Here is a 16,640-nt window from a genome sequence, read left to right as displayed (position 1 = left end):
CCGTCCTGGCTTTTTTATCCGGGCGGAGGGAATCATGACCGACATTGGTCGGATGGCGCAGTTCGTGCCAGCTCGCACCCAGCTACCCGTCAGCGCATACTTTGACGAAGCCCGCTTCAAGCGCGAGCAAGAACTCATTTTCAAACAATCCGCGCTCTACGTCGGCCACCGCAAAATGGTGCCGGAAGTCGGCGATTGGCGCACGCTGGTCCAGGAAAAAGGTGGACGTGCCCTTGTCCATACCCCCCAGGGGATAGAACTCATCTCAAATGTCTGCCGCCACCGCCAAGCCTTGATGCTGGGCGGCGTGGCGGGCAATGCCAATACGGCCGGCAATCTCCGGGCCACAGGGGGCAATATCGTCTGCCCCCTGCACCGCTGGACCTACAGCGCCCAGGGCGAACTGCTGGGCGCTCCACAGTTCGACAGCACCCCTTGCGCCAAGCTGGACCGCTTCCGCTTGCGTGACTGCCACGGCCTGTTGTTCGAAGGTCCGCGCGATCCGCTGCAGGACATCGGCGGCCTGTTCGCGCGACCGGAATTCGATTTCGGCGACTATGTGCTCGATCGCGTCCAGATCCACCAGTGCAACTACAACTGGAAGACCTTCATCGAGGTCTATCTGGAGGACTATCACGTCGGCCCCTTCCACCCCGGGCTGGGCCGCTTCGTTACCTGCGACGACCTCACCTGGGACTTCGGGTCCTGGCACAGCGTGCAGCGGGTCGGCGTGCATCAGGCCCTGGCCAATCCGGGCTCGGATGTCTACCGCGCCTGGCATGATCGGGTGCTGGACTTCCGCCAGGGCGAAACGCCGGACTTCGGTGCCATCTGGGCGACCTACTTCCCCACCCATATGATCGAGGTCTACCCGCATGTGCTGGTGCTGTCCACGCTGCATCCGCGCGGCCCGCAGGACACCTTGAACGTGGTGGAGTTTTATTACCCGGAGGAAATTGTCGCATTCGAACGCGGATTCGTCGAAGCACAACAAGCGGCGTACATGGAAACCGCCGTGGAAGACGACGAAATCGCCGAACGGATGGATGCCGGCCGCAAGGCGCTGCACGACCGCGGCGTGACAGAGGCCGGACCATACCAATCGCCGATGGAAGACGGCATGCAGCACTTCCATGAGTGGTACCGCCGCATCATGGCGGAAACCGACCCCCACCCCTGACGACTCTCAACCCCGCAATCGGACAAACGGCGCCATGACTTCATGGCGCCGTTTGCTTGCTTGTGTGCGTGTTTTTTCCGCGGTGGCCGTACCAGGACAAAAGTCCCCCAGGGCCGACTTCCCTCAGCCCTTTTCCCGTGGCCGGGACGGATCGCTGATCCACTCGCTCCAGGATCCAGGGTACAGACGCGATCCGCTCATGCCGGCGATCTCCATGGCGAACAGATTGGCGGACGCGGTAATGCCGGAGCCGCACTGGTGCACGATGGACGAAGGCGCACGGTCGCCCAGCACGGCCAGGAATTCCTGGCGCAGCCGGTCGGGCGACTTGAAGGAGCCGTCCTCTTCAAGATTGTCGGTGTACGGACGATTCAGCGCGCCGGGTATACGACCGGCCTCCGGATCGATAGGTTCTACTTCCCCGCGCCAGCGGGCCGCGGCGCGGGCGTCGACCACGGTGAAGGCCTGGTTGTCCAGATTGGCCAACACGGCGTCGACGTCCACCGCCTCGACCAGCGACGGACGCGGCGCGACGGCGGCACCCGCGGCGGGCGCCGGCACGGCCCCGCTGGCCACGGGCAACCCCGCCGCCGTCCAAGCCTGCCAACCGCCATCCAGCACCGCGACGCGGCCGTGGCCGATCCAGCGCAACAGCCACCACAGGTGCGCGGCGAATTGGCCACCGCTGGCGTCGTAACCCACCACCAGGGTTTCCGGCCCCACGCCGTGCGCTGCCATCAGGCGGGCCAGGACGGCGCGATCCGGCAGCGGATGACGGCCGTTGCGGCCGGTATGCGCGCCGGCCAGTTCGCGTTCGTTGTCCAGGAAATGCGCGCCCACGATGTGCGATTCTTCGAACTGGCGTCGCCCCGCCGAAAAATCGCCCAGATCGTGGCGCACGTCGAATACGCGCACGTCGGCGTCATTCAGCCGGCTCGCCAATTGCGAGACGGACATCAAGCTCATCGAAGTCATGCCTGTTTCTCCCGGTTGGACGTCGCCGCTGTCCGCGATTCGCGCATCGTGCGCCAGATCGACATCAAGCCGGCGGCGATAATCAATCCCATGCCCAGCCACGCCATATCGTCCAGATGGTCGTGCCAAAACGCCATCCCGAGGATGGCGGCAAAAATGATGGTGGTGTACTGCAGCGCCGCCGTCAACAGGGCCGAGCCCAGCCCAAAGGCGCGCGTCACCGCCAACTGGCCGAACAGTCCCGACAGCCCGATGCCGCTTAGCGCGGTGTAGCCAGCCAGGTCGGTATCGCCCCACCCCTCGGACGCCAGGCCGGCCACGCTGCTCAGGCAAACGGCGCACGAAAAGAACAGGACGGTCCGCCATTCGGGTTCGCCGATGCGGCCAAGCTGGCGTATCTGCATCATGGCCACTGCGGCCGCGGCCCCCGAGGCCAGGCCCAGCAAGGCTGCCAGCCATTGGTCCTGGCCGATACTGGGACGCAGGACGGCGATAACGCCAAGAAACCCCAGCGCCACCGAGACAACCCGGACCCCATCGCGCCCGGCACCACCCCAGCCCAGCATCCAGGCGGCGATGAACAAGGGCGAGGTGTAGGTCAAGCTGGTGGCCGTCGCCAGCGGCAGATGCGACAACGCGAAGAATCCCAGCCACATCGAACTGACGCCGGACAGATTGCGCCAGAAGTGAAGCTTCCAGCTGGTCGGGATGATGGACTGGCGTCCGGCACGGGCCCACATCAGCAGCAGGATCACGGAGGGCAGGCCGCGAAACAGCACGACCTGCGACAACGACGAATTGTGTTCCGTGGCCAGCTTCACGCAGGAACCCATGATGGCGAACATAAGAGACGCCAACAACATCCAGAGAGCCTGCATGGAAAAAGAACCGGGGACCGTAGGGTTGATGGGAAGCGCTACTATACTCCGCGGTGGCCCCTGCCCCGCGCCCATCCGCTTCGGCCATATTGTCCGCCGCCAGCGGCCCGGCTCGCGCGCCGTGGAACCTGGACGCACGGGGGTCGTCAAAGCTACATCGCTCGCAAAGGGACCATAAAAACCATGAAACGTATCGTTTTGTTCGTGCTCACCAACCTGGCCGTCATGATCGTGCTGTCGGCCACGCTGCGCATTCTGGGCGTCGACCGCTTTCTGACGGCGAACGGACTGAACATCAATGCCCTGCTGATCTTTTCGCTGGTGGTGGGATTCACCGGCGCCATCATCTCGCTGCTGATCAGCAAGCCGATGGCCAAGTGGAGCACCGGCGCCCACGTCATTGCCCCGAACGCGCCGCGCGACCAGCGCGAGGCCTGGCTGCTGGATACCGTACACCAGTTGGCCGACCGTGCCGGCATCGGCCATCCGGAAGTCGCCATCTACGAAGGCGCCCCCAATGCGTTCGCCACGGGTGCGTTCAAGAACGACTCGCTGGTGGCCGTCAGCACGGGGCTGCTGGAAAGCATGACGGAAGAAGAAGTCACGGCGGTCCTCGGACACGAAATCGCCCACATCGCCAACGGCGACATGGTGACGCTGACCCTGATCCAGGGCGTTGTGAATACCTTCGTGGTGTTCCTGGCGCGCGTCGTCGGCTATTTCGTCGACAAGGCGGTGTTCCGCAACGAACGCGGCGTGGGGGCCGGCTACTACATCACGGTTATCGTCTGCGAAATCCTGTTCGGCGTGGTCGCCACGATCATCGTCGCGTGGTTTTCGCGCCAGCGGGAATACCGTGCCGATGCCGGCTCGGCCCAGTTGCTCAGTTCGCGCGACCCCATGATCCGTGCCCTGGCGCGGCTGGGTGGCCTGGAACCGGGCGCGCTGCCGAAGTCCTTCGAGGCGTCCGGCATTACGGGCGGCGGCGCCATCAGCGCCCTGTTCGCCTCGCACCCGCCCATCCAGTCGCGCATCGCCGCCCTGCAGCGCGTGCCGCTATAAAAAGATCCGCGGCATGCGGACCGGGCCCGGTCGCCGTATTGACGCCAGGCGGCGTACAACGCCGACGGGCCCTAGCATTCGACGATGTTTACCGCCAGGCCGCCACGCGCCGTTTCCTTGTACTTGATCTTCATGTCGGCGCCGGTTTCGCGCATGGTCTTGATGACGGAGTCCAGCGAGACATAGTGATGGCCGTCACCGCGCAAGGCCATGCGCGCAGCGTTCACCGCCTTGATCGACGCCATCGCATTGCGTTCGATACAGGGTATCTGCACCAACCCGCCTACCGGGTCGCAGGTCAGGCCCAGGTTGTGCTCCATGCCGATCTCGGCGGCGTTTTCCACCTGGGATACGCGCCCACCCAGCACGGCGGCCAGGGCACCCGCCGCCATCGAACAGGCCACGCCCACTTCGCCCTGGCAACCGACTTCAGCACCCGAAATCGACGCATTGAATTTATAGAGCAAGCCGATCGCCGCGGCGGTCAGCAGGAAATCGTGCACGCCTTCGCGCGTAGCGCCGGGAACGAAGCGATCGTAGTAATGCAGTACCGCCGGAATAATGCCGGCCGCGCCATTGGTGGGCGCCGTCACCACGCGGCCGCCGGCGGCGTTTTCCTCGTTGACGGCAATGGCGTAGAGGTTGACCCAGTCCATGACCGACAGCGGATCCGACAGCGTGCGCTCGGCGCGTTGGGTCAGGCTGCGATAGAGTTCGGGCGCGCGCCGGCGCACGCGCAGCGGGCCCGGCAATTCGCCGTCCGCCGCCGGATTGTCGATGCCGCAACCGCGCGCCACGCAGCGCTGCATGACATCCCAGATACGGTCCAGGCCGGCGCGGACCTCGTCTTCGCTGCTCCACGCGAGTTCATTGCGCATCATCAGCTGGGCGACGCTCAGGCCGGATGAAGCGGCCATGTCGACGAGCTGGCGGCCGGTGCGGAAGGGATACGGCAACTGGTCGTGCGCCGCGATGACCTGGCTGTTCGGCGCCCCGGCGGTCACGACAAAGCCACCGCCGACGGAAAGGTAGCGTGCCTCGCGCAGGGAGGCGCCGGCCGCATCGAAGGCATGGAATTTCATGCCGTTCGGATGTTCCGCCATGGCTTCGCGGCGATAGAAAAGCAGATGTTCCTTTTCGATGAACGGCACGCGATGCTGGCCCAGCAAGGGCAATTCGCGGCTGGCGCGGACGGCCTGCAGCATGCCGCCGATGGCGGAGGGATCGACGGTATCCGGCGCTTCTCCCATCAAGCCCAGCATGACGCCCTTGTCCGTTCCGTGGCCCTTGCCGGTGGCGCCCAGCGAGCCATACAGCTCCGCCCGGACACCGGCTACCGAAGCCAGCAGGCCGTCACGCTGCAGGCCCTGGGCGAAGAGCAATGCCGCGCGCATGGGCCCCACCGTGTGGGAACTGGAAGGACCGATACCGATCTTGAACAGATCAAAGACAGAAACCGCCACGATGGCTCCACAGATCAGGCGTCCGGAACCCCGCGTCCCGGCACACCGCTATGATAGCCGCGGTGCCACGGCGGTATCGCGGGACGGCAAGGGGCTACCGCAACATCGCATGAGAACGTTTTCAACGTCTCTGTCCCCAAGGCGGACAATCATGCGATCATTGTCGCTGGTCCGCGCAGCACCGCGGTCTTCCAACCCCTACCCCTGAATACGAACGTATGTCCGGAATCCTGACGCTGCTGGACTTTGCCGGCTATGTCGCCCTGCTGCTGTGGGGCGTGCACATGGTGCAGACGGGCGTGCAGCGGGCATTCGGCGCCGCGCTCGGGGCGGTACTGGGCCGGGCGCTGGGCACACGGTTGCGCGCCTTCGCCGCCGGGCTTGGCATCACCGCCGCCCTGCAAAGCAGTACCGCCACAGGACTGATGATTACCGGCTTCGCCGCCGGCGGTGTGGTCAGCCTGGTGCCCGCGCTGTCCGCCATGCTGGGCGCCAATGTGGGCACAACGCTGATCGTCCAGCTCCTGTCCTTCGACCTGACGGCGCTCGCTCCTATACTGATCCTGTTCGGCGTGTGGATGTTCCGGCGCTACCCGCCGGGCCGCACACGCGACCTGGGGCGCGTCTTCATCGGGCTGGGTTTGCTGCTGATTTCGCTGCATTCCCTGGTGGACCTGTTCGCGCCGTTCCAGACCGCGCCGTTGCTGCGCATCGTGCTGCAGGCGCTGGCCACCCAGCCCGTCGCCGCGATGCTGATGGCCGCCGCCCTGACGTGGGCGGCGCATTCCAGTGTGGCCGTGGTGGTGCTGCTGATGTCGATGGCCTCGCACAGCCTGGTCACGCCGGACGCGGCCTACGCCATGGTGCTGGGCGCCAACCTGGGCACGGCCATCAATCCGATGATCGAGGGTGTCACGGGCGACGACCCCGCCGCCCGCCGGCTGCCGCTGGGCAACCTGCTGACCCGCGTCGTCGGTGTGGTGCTGGGCCTGCTGCTGCTGCCCTGGGTCGGCACGTGGATGAAAGCCTTGTCGGACGACCCGGCCCGCGCGGTCGCCAATTTCCATACTCTTTTCAATGCCGTCGTCGCGCTGACCTTCCTGCCGCTGCTGGTGCCCTATGCCGCCTTGCTGACGCGCTGGCTGCCCAAGCGGATCGATCCGGACGATCCCGCGCGCCCCCAATACCTGGACGAATCGGCACACGACATTCCCGCGGTGGCACTGGGCAATGCATCTCGCGAGGCCCTGCGCATGGCCGATATGCTGCAGACCCTGCTGGCGCTGGCGCGCGCCGGCTTCAAGCGCGACAACCGGCATCGGCTGCCCCAGGCCAAGCAGTTGGACGCCGCGATGGACAAGCTGGAAACCGCGATCACGCTATACCTGGCCACGCTGGATCGCGAAAGCATGACCAGCGAAGACGTCCAGCGCATGGAGGAAATCCTGGCCTTCGCCAGCAATATCGGCCACGCCGCCGACATCGTCCACGGTGGCCTGCTCAACCACGCGACGCGCCTGCGCAAGCTGGGATGGGCGCTGGCGCCGGAACAGCGCGAACAGCTGGATGAATCGATGGGACACCTGCTGACCAACGAGCGTCGCGCGGCGGCGTTGTTCGTCAACGCCGATCTGCGGCAGGCGCGGGCCCTGGCCGGCGAAAAGGAAAGCTTCCGCGCCCTGGAGGCCCAGGCCGCGGAAGCTCACTTGCAGAAGATCAAATCCGGCCAGGTCGAGGAAGCGGAGATCGGCCAGATGTACCTGGACATCCTGCGCGATGTGAAGGGCGTGAATTCCTACCTGGTCGGGGCGGCGGCGTACCCGGTGCTGGCCAAAGAGGGCGAACTGCTGCCCAGCCGCCTGCGCGAATCGGCCAACTGACGCTTACTTCAGGTAGCGGGCGAACCAATCGCGCATCTTCTGCCAGCCGTCCTTGGCATCCTGTTCGTTGTAGCTGGGACGATAGTCGGCCAGGAAGGCATGGCCGGAATCGGGATATACCACGAACCTGGACGCCTTCGCGTGCTCGTTGCCTTCGGCCAGACGCGCTTTCATGGTCTCGACGTCTTCCAGCGGGATACTGGTGTCCTTGGCGCCGTACAGGCCCAGCACGGGGCCGTGCAGCTCGTTGGTCACGTCCACGGCGTTGCGCTTGATCAGCGGGCCATGGCCTTGCGTCAGCTTGCCGTACCAGGCTACGCCTGCCTTTACCTTGGGGTTGTAGGCCGTGTACATCCACGTAATGCGTCCGCCCCAGCAAAAGCCGGTGATACCGACGCGTTCGCCGTCACCCCCATGCTGGGCGGCCCACGCCACGCTGGCATCCAGGTCAGCCATGACCTGTTCGTCCGGCACCTTGGCGACGATATCCTGGATGAGCTTGGGAATGTCGGTATAGGTGGAAGCATCGCCCTGGCGCTCGTACAGATTGACCGCGATGGCAAAGTAGCCTTCCTTGGCCACGCGCCGGCACACGTCCTGGATATGCTCGTGTATGCCGAAGATTTCCTGCACCACGCAGACGATGGGCAGGTCAGACTTGCCTTCCGGGGCAGCGTAGTAGGCGGGAATCGTGCCGTCCTTCACGGGCAAATCGATCAGGCCGTGTGTCAGGCCCTGCGGGCTGGTGTGAATGGCTGTGTTCTGGACGGTTCCTGCAGCGGGCGAAAAACTCATGGCGGTATCCTCACTCTTGGGGTTGGGCACGTGGAGCGGACATAACGCACGGCGCGCGCCGCCCGGGCGCCTTCCGGGCGATTATGCCGCGCATTCCCTTAATGCGTGCTGGAAACACTCAGGCCCGCGCGGCCTAGTGCGCCTGTTCCCAGTTCCTGCCCACGCCGACCTCCGCCACCAGCGGCACGCGCAAGGTCGCCACATCGCACATCAGGCCCGGCAGTTCGGCGCGCACCCGGTCCACTTCCGCGTCCGGTACTTCCAGCACCAGTTCGTCATGGACCTGCATGATCATGCGGGTCAGCATGCCCTCGGCCTCTATCCACCGATGCACGGCAACCATGGCCATCTTGATCAGATCGGCCGCCGTTCCCTGCATGGGGGCGTTGATGGCGGCACGCTCTGCCGCCTGCCGGCGCGGCCCGGAACCGCCGCGGATTTCCGGCAGCCACAGCCGCCGGCCGAATACCGTTTCCACGTACCCCTGCTCCCGCGCCAGCACGCGCGTCGATTCCATGTACTGCGCCACGCCCGGATAACGCGCGAAATAGCGGTCGATATACGCCTGCGCCGCGTCGCGCGTGATGCCCAGGTTGGAAGCCAGGCCGAATACGCCCATGCCATAGATAAGGCCGAAGTTGATCGCCTTGGCGGCACGGCGCTGCTCGGCCGCGACCGCGTCCAGCGGCACGCCGAAGACCTCCGACGCGGTAGCGCGGTGGATGTCTTCTCCGGCGGCGAACGCCTGCTGCAGGTTGGCATCGTCCGAAACGTGCGCCATGATGCGCAGCTCGATCTGCGAATAGTCGGCCGACATCAGCACACCGCGCTCGGCGATGAAGGCCTCGCGCACCCGGCGGCCGGCCGGTGTACGTACCGGGATGTTCTGCAGATTGGGATCCGATGACGCCAGCCGGCCCGTGATGACGGCGGCCTGCGCGTAGTGGGTATGCACCCGCCCCGTCGCCGGGTTGATCATGCGCGGAAGCTTGTCCGTATACGTTGACTTCAGCTTGGACAGGCCGCGGTATTCCAGCAAGACCTGCGGCAGCGGATAATCCTGGGCCAGTTTGCTCAGGACTTCCTCGTCGGTGGACGGCGCCCCGCTGGCCGTTTTGCGCACCACCGGCAACTGCATGCGGCCGAACAGGATTTCGCCCAGCTGCTTGGGTGAATTCAGGTTGAAGGGCTGCCCCGCGAGTTCATAGGCACGCTGCTCCAGGGCCAGCATCTCTTGTCCCAGCGCGCTGCTTTGCCGCATCAGCGCCTCGGCATCGACACGCACCCCGGTCCGCTCGATATCGGTAAGGACCTCCGAGACCTGCAGTTCCAGCTTGTAGATGCGTTCCAGGCCGGGGTCTGCGTTGACACGCGGCCGCAGCAGGCGATGCATGCGGATGGTGAAGTCGGCGTCCTCGGCCGCGTAGTGGCCGGCCCGCTCCACCGGCACTTCGTCGAAGCAAATCTGGTTGGCACCCTTGCCGCACAGTTGCTCGTAGGTAATGCCGCTGCGGCCCAGCCAGCGCTGCGCGAGGTCGGCCAGGCTGACGCTGCGATGCGATTCCAGGACATAGGCCTGCAGCATCGTGTCTTCCGCGATGCCCGCCAGCCGTATGCCTTCGTTGCGCAGCACGTGCGCGTCGTATTTCGCGTTGTGCAGCAGCTTGGCCGCGGCCGGGTCTTCCAGCCATGCGCGCAGCCGTTGCAGCACTTCTTCCTTGGGCAGTTGCTCGCCGGCTTCCGGGCCGCGGTGCGCCACCGGGATGTAGCATGCGACACCGGGCTCGATGGAGAACGACAGGCCGACCAGGCGCGCCTGCATTTCGTCCAGCGAGGTGGTTTCCGTATCGAAGGCCACCAGCGGCGCGGCCCGCAGCTTTTCCAGCCACGCGTCGAAAGCGGCCCAATCGGTGATGATCTGGTAATCGACCTGCTCCGGCGCCTCCGGACGTTCGGGCGCGGCGCGGGCGTCGCCCGTCGGCACGCGTTCGGTTTCGCCGCTGGCCTCGCGCAGCCAGGTACGGAACCCGTAGCGTTCGTACAGCGCCAGCAGGGCTTCCTTGTCTTCTTCCAGCGGCACCAGGGCTTCCGGTCCGGCCATGGTCGGGCTCAGGTCGCAATCGCGCCGCACGGACAGCAGCTCGCGGGTCAAGGGAAAATGCGCCGCGGCCGACCGCAGGTTGGCACCGGCCACGCCCTTGATGTTTTCCGCCGCTTCCATCAGCTTGTCGATGGAACCGAACTCCGTCAGCCATTTGACGGCAGTCTTGGGGCCGACCTTATCGACGCCGGGCACGTTGTCCACCGCATCGCCAATCAACATCAGGTAGTCCACGATGCGTTCCGGGGGCACGCCGAATTTCTTGACGACGCCGGCGGGATCCAGTGTTTCTCCCGTCATCGTATTGACCAGCGTGACGTGGTCATCCACCAATTGGGCCAGGTCCTTGTCGCCTGTGGAGACGATGGTCTTGATGCCGTGCTCGGTCGCGATCCGCGCGAGCGTGCCTATGACGTCATCGGCTTCCACCCCCTCGATGGCGAAAACGGGCCAGCCCAGTGCCCGCACCACCTCGTGTATCGGCTCGATCTGCGCAGCGAGGTCTTCCGGCATGGGCGGCCGATGCGACTTGTATTCGGGATACAGGTCGTCACGGAACGTCTTGCCCCGGGCATCGAAAATGCACGCTGCATACTGCGCGTCATAGTCCTGCTTCAGCTTGCGAAGCATATTGACGACGCCGTACAACGCCCCCGTCGGTTCGCCCTGCGCGTTCCGCAAATCAGGCATGGCATGATAGGCGCGGTACAGATAGCTAGAACCGTCAACCAGCAACAGGGTTTTATTCATGATCAAGAAGGAAGATGGCAGGGAGACTCCCGCCGGCAAGCAAATACCGGTGATTATGTCAGAGATACTGACCGCGGCTGAGAAGCTGCGCGAGCTGGGTCCGGCCGTCAGCATTTTCGGCAGCGCGCGCGTCAGCCGGGAATCGCCGTATTACGCGCAGGCCGAGGCCTTGTCGGCCGCGTTGGCGCAAGCCGGCTTCGCCATCATCGCGGGCGGCGGGCCAGGCATTATGGAGGCCGCCAACAAAGGCGCATTCGAAACCGGCGGAACCAGCGTCGGGCTGAACATCGTGCTTCCGCACGAGGCCAACAATAACGAGTACCAGACCATCAGCCTGATGTTCGAATACTTCTATGCCCGCAAGGCCACGTTCTTCATGCACAGCTTCGCCTACGTGGCGTTGCCCGGCGGCTTCGGCACACTGGATGAGCTATTCGAAGCGCTGACGCTGGTCCAGACCGGGAAGGTGCCGCCGGCACCGATCGTGCTCATGGGCAAGGATTACTGGCACGGCGCGGTCGACTGGCTGGCCAAGACCGTATTGAGCAACGGCATGATAGGCGCGCACGATCTGGAGCTGTTCATCGTGGAGGACGATCCCAAGGTCGTCGTCAGCCGCATTATCGATTTCCATATGCGGTATCTGTCGCCTGAGCAATACGCGCCCTCCCTGCCCGCCTGACACGCACCACGCACCGCCCCATCGCGCCGAACCGGTGCATGAAAGCGCGATTTGGTGCATCTTGACGCACCTTTATGGTGCAAATGTTGGCAGATGCGTCGGTTTGGCAGCGGCTGGCGCACCGGGGCGGCGCCGAGGCTCCCTTCTCTGCCCCCCGAACAAGGCAATGGCCATCGCCCCCGCCGGGGCAACACGGGTCCCCACGGTGCCCCACGGCACACCCTATAAGCCGCGCAATATGGCACACATTTTGCGTCATGTTGCGCAACCACGACGGTCGCCCGCCCCAGGCGGCGCCCAACCGTCAGCCTGCCCACCGTTCCGTCTCGCTCTGGATATCGACCTCCCATGGACGCGCTCGCCCCCATCCTGGACATTCCCCACACCGGGGGATGGCTGGCGAGCCTGCGGCTGGGCCTGGTGCATCGGCAGGGACGCACAGTGCTCGCGCGGCGGCAACACGTCGGCCCGCTTACCGTGCAAAAGCCCCTGTACCCGGAGGGCGGCGATGGCATCTGCCACCTGACACTGCTGCATCCGCCGGGCGGCCTGGCCAGCGGCGACACATTGCACCTGGACATCGAACTGGAGGCGGACGCGCACGCGGTCTTCACCACGCCGGGGGCTACCAAATGGTACAAGGCCAATCCGCTGCATCCGTCCCGCCAGGCGCTGGACATCCGCGTCGGCAAGGACGCGCGCCTCGATTGGCTGCCCCTGGAAAACATCTATTTCGACCACAGCCACGCCCACCAGCACATCGACATCCGCCTGGCCGCGGGTGCGACGGCCCTGGGTTGGGATGCCGCGCTGCTGGGGCGCCAGGCCGCCGGCGAAACCTGGTCCGCCGGCCAGTTGCGGACGGATTTTCGCCTGATGGACGGCGCAGGCCGCCTGCTGTGGACGGAGCGGCAACGCATGCGAGCGGATTCCGCGCTCAGGCAGGCGCCGCAAGGACTGGCCGGATTGCCCGCCTACGGAACGCTGTGGGCCGCCGGCGCGTCCTGCACGCCGGCGCTGGCGGAGGCCCTGGCCCCCGACCTTCCCTTCCAGGCAGATTTGCGCGCCGGCGTCACGAGTCCCACGCCCGGCATCCTGCTCGTTCGCGCCGCGGGCGCCCATATCGAACTGCTGCGCCATTTGTTCGCCGCCCTTTGGCTGCGGCTGCGCCCGCTGGTGCATGGCGTCCCCGGCCGTCCTCTCCGCCTCTGGGCGACCTGACATTCCCTGGATCCTTCAATGAAGCTGACCCCCCGTGAAAAAGACAAGCTCCTGATATTCACCGCCGCGCTGCTGGCCGAACGGCGCAAGGCACGCGGCCTGAAACTGAATTACCCGGAAGCCGTCGCCTACATCAGCGCCGCGCTGATGGAAGGTGCGCGCGATGGACGTACCGTCGCCGACCTGATGGACTACGGCACCACGCTGCTGACACGCGAAGACGTCATGGAAGGTGTCCCGGAGATGATTCCGGACGTGCAGATCGAAGCGACTTTTCCCGACGGCACCAAGCTGGTCACCGTTCACCACCCCATTGCCTGATGTCCCTGCTGCATGACCTTCGCCCTGCTGTCCGATAAACACTCCCTTGCCGATGGAGACCAGAAAATGAACCGCCCACGTATCGCGGCACTCGTCGCCAGCGCCACCCTGCTGTTTTGCGGCGCCGCCGCCGCGCATCCCTTGCAGGAACACATTGCCGAGGCCGCGGGCATGGCGTCGAGCGCCATGGCCGGCTTGCTGCATCCCCTGACGGGCGCGGACCACCTTTGCGCCATGATCGCGGTCGGCTTATGGAGCGCGCTGACGGCGCGCCGCGTCTGGGTGGCGCCGCTGTCCTTCGCCGCGGTCCTGCTGCTGGGCGCGCTGTTCGGCCTGGCGCGCGTACCCATGCCGGCGGTGGAGCCGATGATCGCCGCCTCTCTGCTGGTGCTGGGCCTGCTGGTAGCGGCGCGCGCCCGCCTGCCGGAGTGGGCGGGCGCCGCCATCGCTGCCCTGTTCGCTTTCTTCCACGGCCATGCGCATGGCTACGAACTGCCCGAAACCGCCAGCGCGGCAGCCTATATCGCCGGCTTCATGGCGGCCACGATCGGACTGCATTGCGCGGGCATCGCCGCGGGTGTGGCGATGCGCCGGGCGCATGCCTGGCTGCCTCGCATCGCCGGCCTGGGCGTGGCCCTGTACGGCGTCGTGCTGCTGGCCGCCTGAACAAGGAAACCACAATGATTCCCGGCGAACTGCTGGTGGACGACGGCGAGATCGAACTCAACGCCGGGCGCGCCACGATCACCGTCACGGTGGCCAACTCCGGCGACCGGCCCATCCAGGTCGGCTCGCATTTCCACTTCTACGAAGTCAACGACGCGCTGCTTTTCGAACGCGAGACAGCGCGCGGCTATCGCCTGAACATCACGGCCGGCACCGCCGTCCGTTTCGAACCGGGACAAACCCGCACCGTAGAACTGGTTGCCCTGGCGGGCGACCGCACGGTCTATGGCTTTGCGGGCCGCGTGATGGGCAAGCTGTGAGGGCCGCGGCGGAAATCGACATGATCAACATCACCCCGGCGGGCAACGCCACGGGAGCATTCGCATGAGTCTGAAAATCGGCCGCCGCGCCTACGCGGAAATGTTCGGCCCCACCACCGGCGATCGCATCCGGCTGGCGGATACCGAGCTTCTCATCGAGATCGAACGCGACTACACCGTCTATGGCGAGGAAGTGAAATTCGGCGGCGGCAAGGTCATTCGCGACGGCATGGGGCAGTCCCAGCGTGTCGGCGCCGAAGTGGCCGATACCGTCATCACCAACGCCGTCATTCTGGACCATTGGGGCATCGTCAAGGCCGATATCGCCTTGAAGAACGGCCGCATCCAGGCCATCGGCAAGGCCGGCAATCCCGATATCCAGCCGGGAGTGACTATCGTCATCGGCGCCGGCACCGAGGTCATCGCCGGCGAAGGAAAGATCGTCACGGCGGGCGGCATCGACTCGCATATCCACTTCATTTGCCCGCAATTGATCGACGAGGCGCTATCCGCGGGCCTGACGACGCTGGTGGGCGGCGGCACCGGCCCGGCCGCCGGCACCTCGGCCACCACCTGCACGCCGGGCGCATGGCATATCGAAACCATGCTGGCCGCCGCGGACGGCTGGCCCATCAACATCGGGCTGCTCGGCAAGGGCAACGCCAGCCAGCCCGCGCCGCTGATGGAACAGATAGACGCCGGGGCCGTGGGTTTGAAGCTGCACGAGGACTGGGGCAGCACGCCGGCCGCCATCGATTGCTGCCTGGAAGTGGCCGAGCGCACCGATACGCAGGTGGCCATCCATACCGACACCTTGAACGAAAGCGGCTTCCTGGAAAGTACGGTCGCGGCCTTCAAGGACCGCACCATCCACACCTACCATACGGAAGGGGCCGGCGGCGGCCATGCGCCGGACATCCTGAAGGTGGCCGGACTGCCCAACGTGCTGCCTTCGTCCACCAATCCCACGCGCCCGTACACCGTCAACACGGTCGACGAACACCTGGACATGTTGATGGTGTGCCATCACCTGGACGCCGCCATCGCCGAGGACGTCGCCTTCGCGGAATCGCGCATCCGCCGCGAAACCATCGCCGCCGAGGATATCCTGCAGGACCTGGGTGCCATCTCGATGATTTCAAGCGATTCCCAGGCCATGGGCCGCATCGGCGAGGTCATCATGCGGGCTTGGCAGACGGCGCACAAGATGAAGCTGCAGCGCGGCGCCCTGCCCGGCGATGGACGTGCCGACAACATGCGGGCCAAACGCTATATCGCCAAATACACCATCAATCCGGCGATCACCCACGGCATGGCGCATGAAATCGGCTCCATCGAACCGGGCAAGTGGGCCGATCTGGTGGTGTGGGACCCAGCCTTCTTCGGCGTCAAGCCGGACATGGTGCTCAAGGGCGGGATCATCACCACGGCCTTGATGGGCGATCCCAACGCCTCCATCCCCACACCGCAGCCGGTACACTACCGGGATATGTTCGGCACGCGCGCGGGTGCGCTCGCACGGGGCAGCCTGACCTTCGTCTCCCAATCCGCCTATCAGGCCGGAATCGCGGCGAAGTACGGATTGTCCAAGCGCGTGGTGCCGGTCCACGGCATCCGCGGCGTGCGCAAGTCGCACATGGTGCACAACGACTGGCAACCGCACATCGATGTCGATCCCGAAACCTATCGCGTCCTCGCCGACGGGCAGGAGCTGATCTGCGAACCCGCCCGGGTGCTTCCCATGGCGCAACGCTACTTCCTGTTCTAAGGGGCGGCGCATCACCGTTCAGATTCGCATGAGACGTATAGAGAAAGTGGTCGGCCGCGGCCAGGCTGTCGCCAAAGCGCTGCTGCGGCGCGCCCCCACGCTGACCCTGCCCTTCGAGTCGCGCAGCCGCAGCCGCCTGGCCGCCACGCTGGACACCGGCGAAGAAGTTGCGCTTTTCCTGCCGCGCGGTACCGTTCTTCGCGATGGCGACGCGCTGGTGGCCGAAGACGGCGGACTGGTCCGCATCGTCGCCGCCCCGCAGCCCGTACTGCGCGCGACCTGCGTCGACCCGCATATCCTGCTGCGCGCCGCCTATCATCTGGGCAATCGCCACACGCCGGTGGAGGTCGGAAAGGATTACCTGCAGCTGGAACACGACCCCGTGTTGCGCGACCTGCTGCTGCGCCTGGGGCTGACGGTGGTCGCCATCGAAGCGCCGTTCGAACCGGAAGCCGGCGCCTATGGCGGCGGCCACAAGCACGGGCACGACGCAACCTTCCAGGAAGACTACGCGCTCGCGCAACAAGCATATCGCGATCGCCATGGGCACGACCATGGCGACCATCAGCATGCTCATG

Annotated in this window: 15 protein-coding genes; 10 read left to right on the top strand and 5 right to left on the bottom strand. The window is 65.6% G+C overall.

Features of this window, described 5'->3' with window-relative positions:
- Positions 1-34 precede the first annotated feature (34 nt).
- On the top strand, positions 35-1,180 hold the full coding sequence (locus tag ACO1P8_RS06020) for an aromatic ring-hydroxylating oxygenase subunit alpha (RefSeq protein ID WP_486295007.1): 1,146 nt from the start codon (positions 35-37) through the stop codon (positions 1,178-1,180).
- 123 nt (positions 1,181-1,303) lie between these two features.
- On the opposite strand, the gene ACO1P8_RS06015 is transcribed toward ACO1P8_RS06020, so the two are convergent.
- Positions 1,304-2,155, bottom strand: a complete 852-nt coding sequence (locus ACO1P8_RS06015) for a sulfurtransferase (protein ID WP_486295006.1) — start codon at positions 2,153-2,155, stop codon at positions 1,304-1,306.
- Positions 2,152-3,033 (bottom strand): DMT family transporter, encoded by an 882-nt coding sequence (locus tag ACO1P8_RS06010; RefSeq protein ID WP_486295005.1) that lies wholly within the window; start codon positions 3,031-3,033, stop codon positions 2,152-2,154. The genes ACO1P8_RS06015 and ACO1P8_RS06010 overlap by 4 nt, the downstream gene beginning before the upstream one ends.
- Positions 3,034-3,216: 183 nt before the next feature.
- On the opposite strand from ACO1P8_RS06010, the gene htpX reads away from it, so the two are divergent.
- Complete coding sequence (htpX, locus tag ACO1P8_RS06005) at positions 3,217-4,095, top strand: protease HtpX (protein WP_486295004.1); 879 nt, start codon at positions 3,217-3,219, stop codon at positions 4,093-4,095.
- A gap of 71 nt (positions 4,096-4,166) precedes the next feature.
- Here the strand turns inward: htpX and ACO1P8_RS06000 are convergent, their stop codons facing one another.
- Positions 4,167-5,558, bottom strand: a complete 1,392-nt coding sequence (locus ACO1P8_RS06000) for an L-serine ammonia-lyase (RefSeq protein WP_486295003.1) — start codon at positions 5,556-5,558, stop codon at positions 4,167-4,169.
- A 218-nt stretch (positions 5,559-5,776) separates the two neighbouring features.
- On the opposite strand from ACO1P8_RS06000, the gene ACO1P8_RS05995 reads away from it, so the two are divergent.
- Positions 5,777-7,438 (top strand): Na/Pi cotransporter family protein, encoded by a 1,662-nt coding sequence (locus ACO1P8_RS05995; RefSeq protein ID WP_486295002.1) that lies wholly within the window; start codon positions 5,777-5,779, stop codon positions 7,436-7,438.
- Positions 7,439-7,441: 3 nt separating this feature from the next.
- Here the strand turns inward: ACO1P8_RS05995 and ACO1P8_RS05990 are convergent, their stop codons facing one another.
- The gene (locus ACO1P8_RS05990; protein WP_486295001.1) at positions 7,442-8,233 is read right to left on the bottom strand and encodes a dienelactone hydrolase family protein; all 792 of its coding nucleotides are present in this window, start codon (positions 8,231-8,233) and stop codon (positions 7,442-7,444) included.
- Positions 8,234-8,366: 133 nt separating this feature from the next.
- Positions 8,367-11,084, bottom strand: a complete 2,718-nt coding sequence (polA, locus tag ACO1P8_RS05985) for a DNA polymerase I (RefSeq protein WP_486295000.1) — start codon at positions 11,082-11,084, stop codon at positions 8,367-8,369.
- Here polA and ACO1P8_RS05980 point away from each other — a divergent pair.
- The 7 genes from ACO1P8_RS05980 to ureE form a co-directional block, all read left to right on the top strand.
- The gene (locus ACO1P8_RS05980; protein ID WP_486294999.1) at positions 11,083-11,766 is read left to right on the top strand and encodes an LOG family protein; all 684 of its coding nucleotides are present in this window, start codon (positions 11,083-11,085) and stop codon (positions 11,764-11,766) included. The two genes, polA and ACO1P8_RS05980, sit on opposite strands and share 2 nt — an antisense overlap.
- A gap of 348 nt (positions 11,767-12,114) precedes the next feature.
- Positions 12,115-12,987 (top strand): urease accessory protein UreD, encoded by an 873-nt coding sequence (locus ACO1P8_RS05975; protein WP_486294998.1) that lies wholly within the window; start codon positions 12,115-12,117, stop codon positions 12,985-12,987.
- 18 nt (positions 12,988-13,005) lie between these two features.
- Positions 13,006-13,308 (top strand): urease subunit gamma, encoded by a 303-nt coding sequence (ureA, locus tag ACO1P8_RS05970; protein ID WP_486294997.1) that lies wholly within the window; start codon positions 13,006-13,008, stop codon positions 13,306-13,308.
- A gap of 66 nt (positions 13,309-13,374) precedes the next feature.
- Positions 13,375-13,974, top strand: coding sequence for a HupE/UreJ family protein (locus ACO1P8_RS05965; protein WP_486294996.1), 600 nt, complete (start codon positions 13,375-13,377; stop codon positions 13,972-13,974).
- Between the two features lie 14 nt (positions 13,975-13,988).
- Entirely contained in the window at positions 13,989-14,294 is a 306-nt protein-coding gene (locus ACO1P8_RS05960) for an urease subunit beta (protein ID WP_486294995.1), read from the top strand.
- Positions 14,295-14,358: 64 nt separating this feature from the next.
- A complete protein-coding gene (gene ureC / locus ACO1P8_RS05955; protein ID WP_486294994.1) occupies positions 14,359-16,062 on the top strand; it encodes an urease subunit alpha in 1,704 nt (567 codons plus the stop codon).
- Positions 16,063-16,090: 28 nt separating this feature from the next.
- Positions 16,091-16,640, top strand: a 550-nt coding sequence (gene ureE / locus ACO1P8_RS05950) for an urease accessory protein UreE (RefSeq protein WP_486294993.1), incomplete at its 3' end; no start/stop codon positions are given.

This window comes from Bordetella sp. (assembly GCF_057362025.1).
Note: the sequence above shows the minus strand (reverse complement) of the source record. Positions and strands in the feature narration are given on the sequence as shown.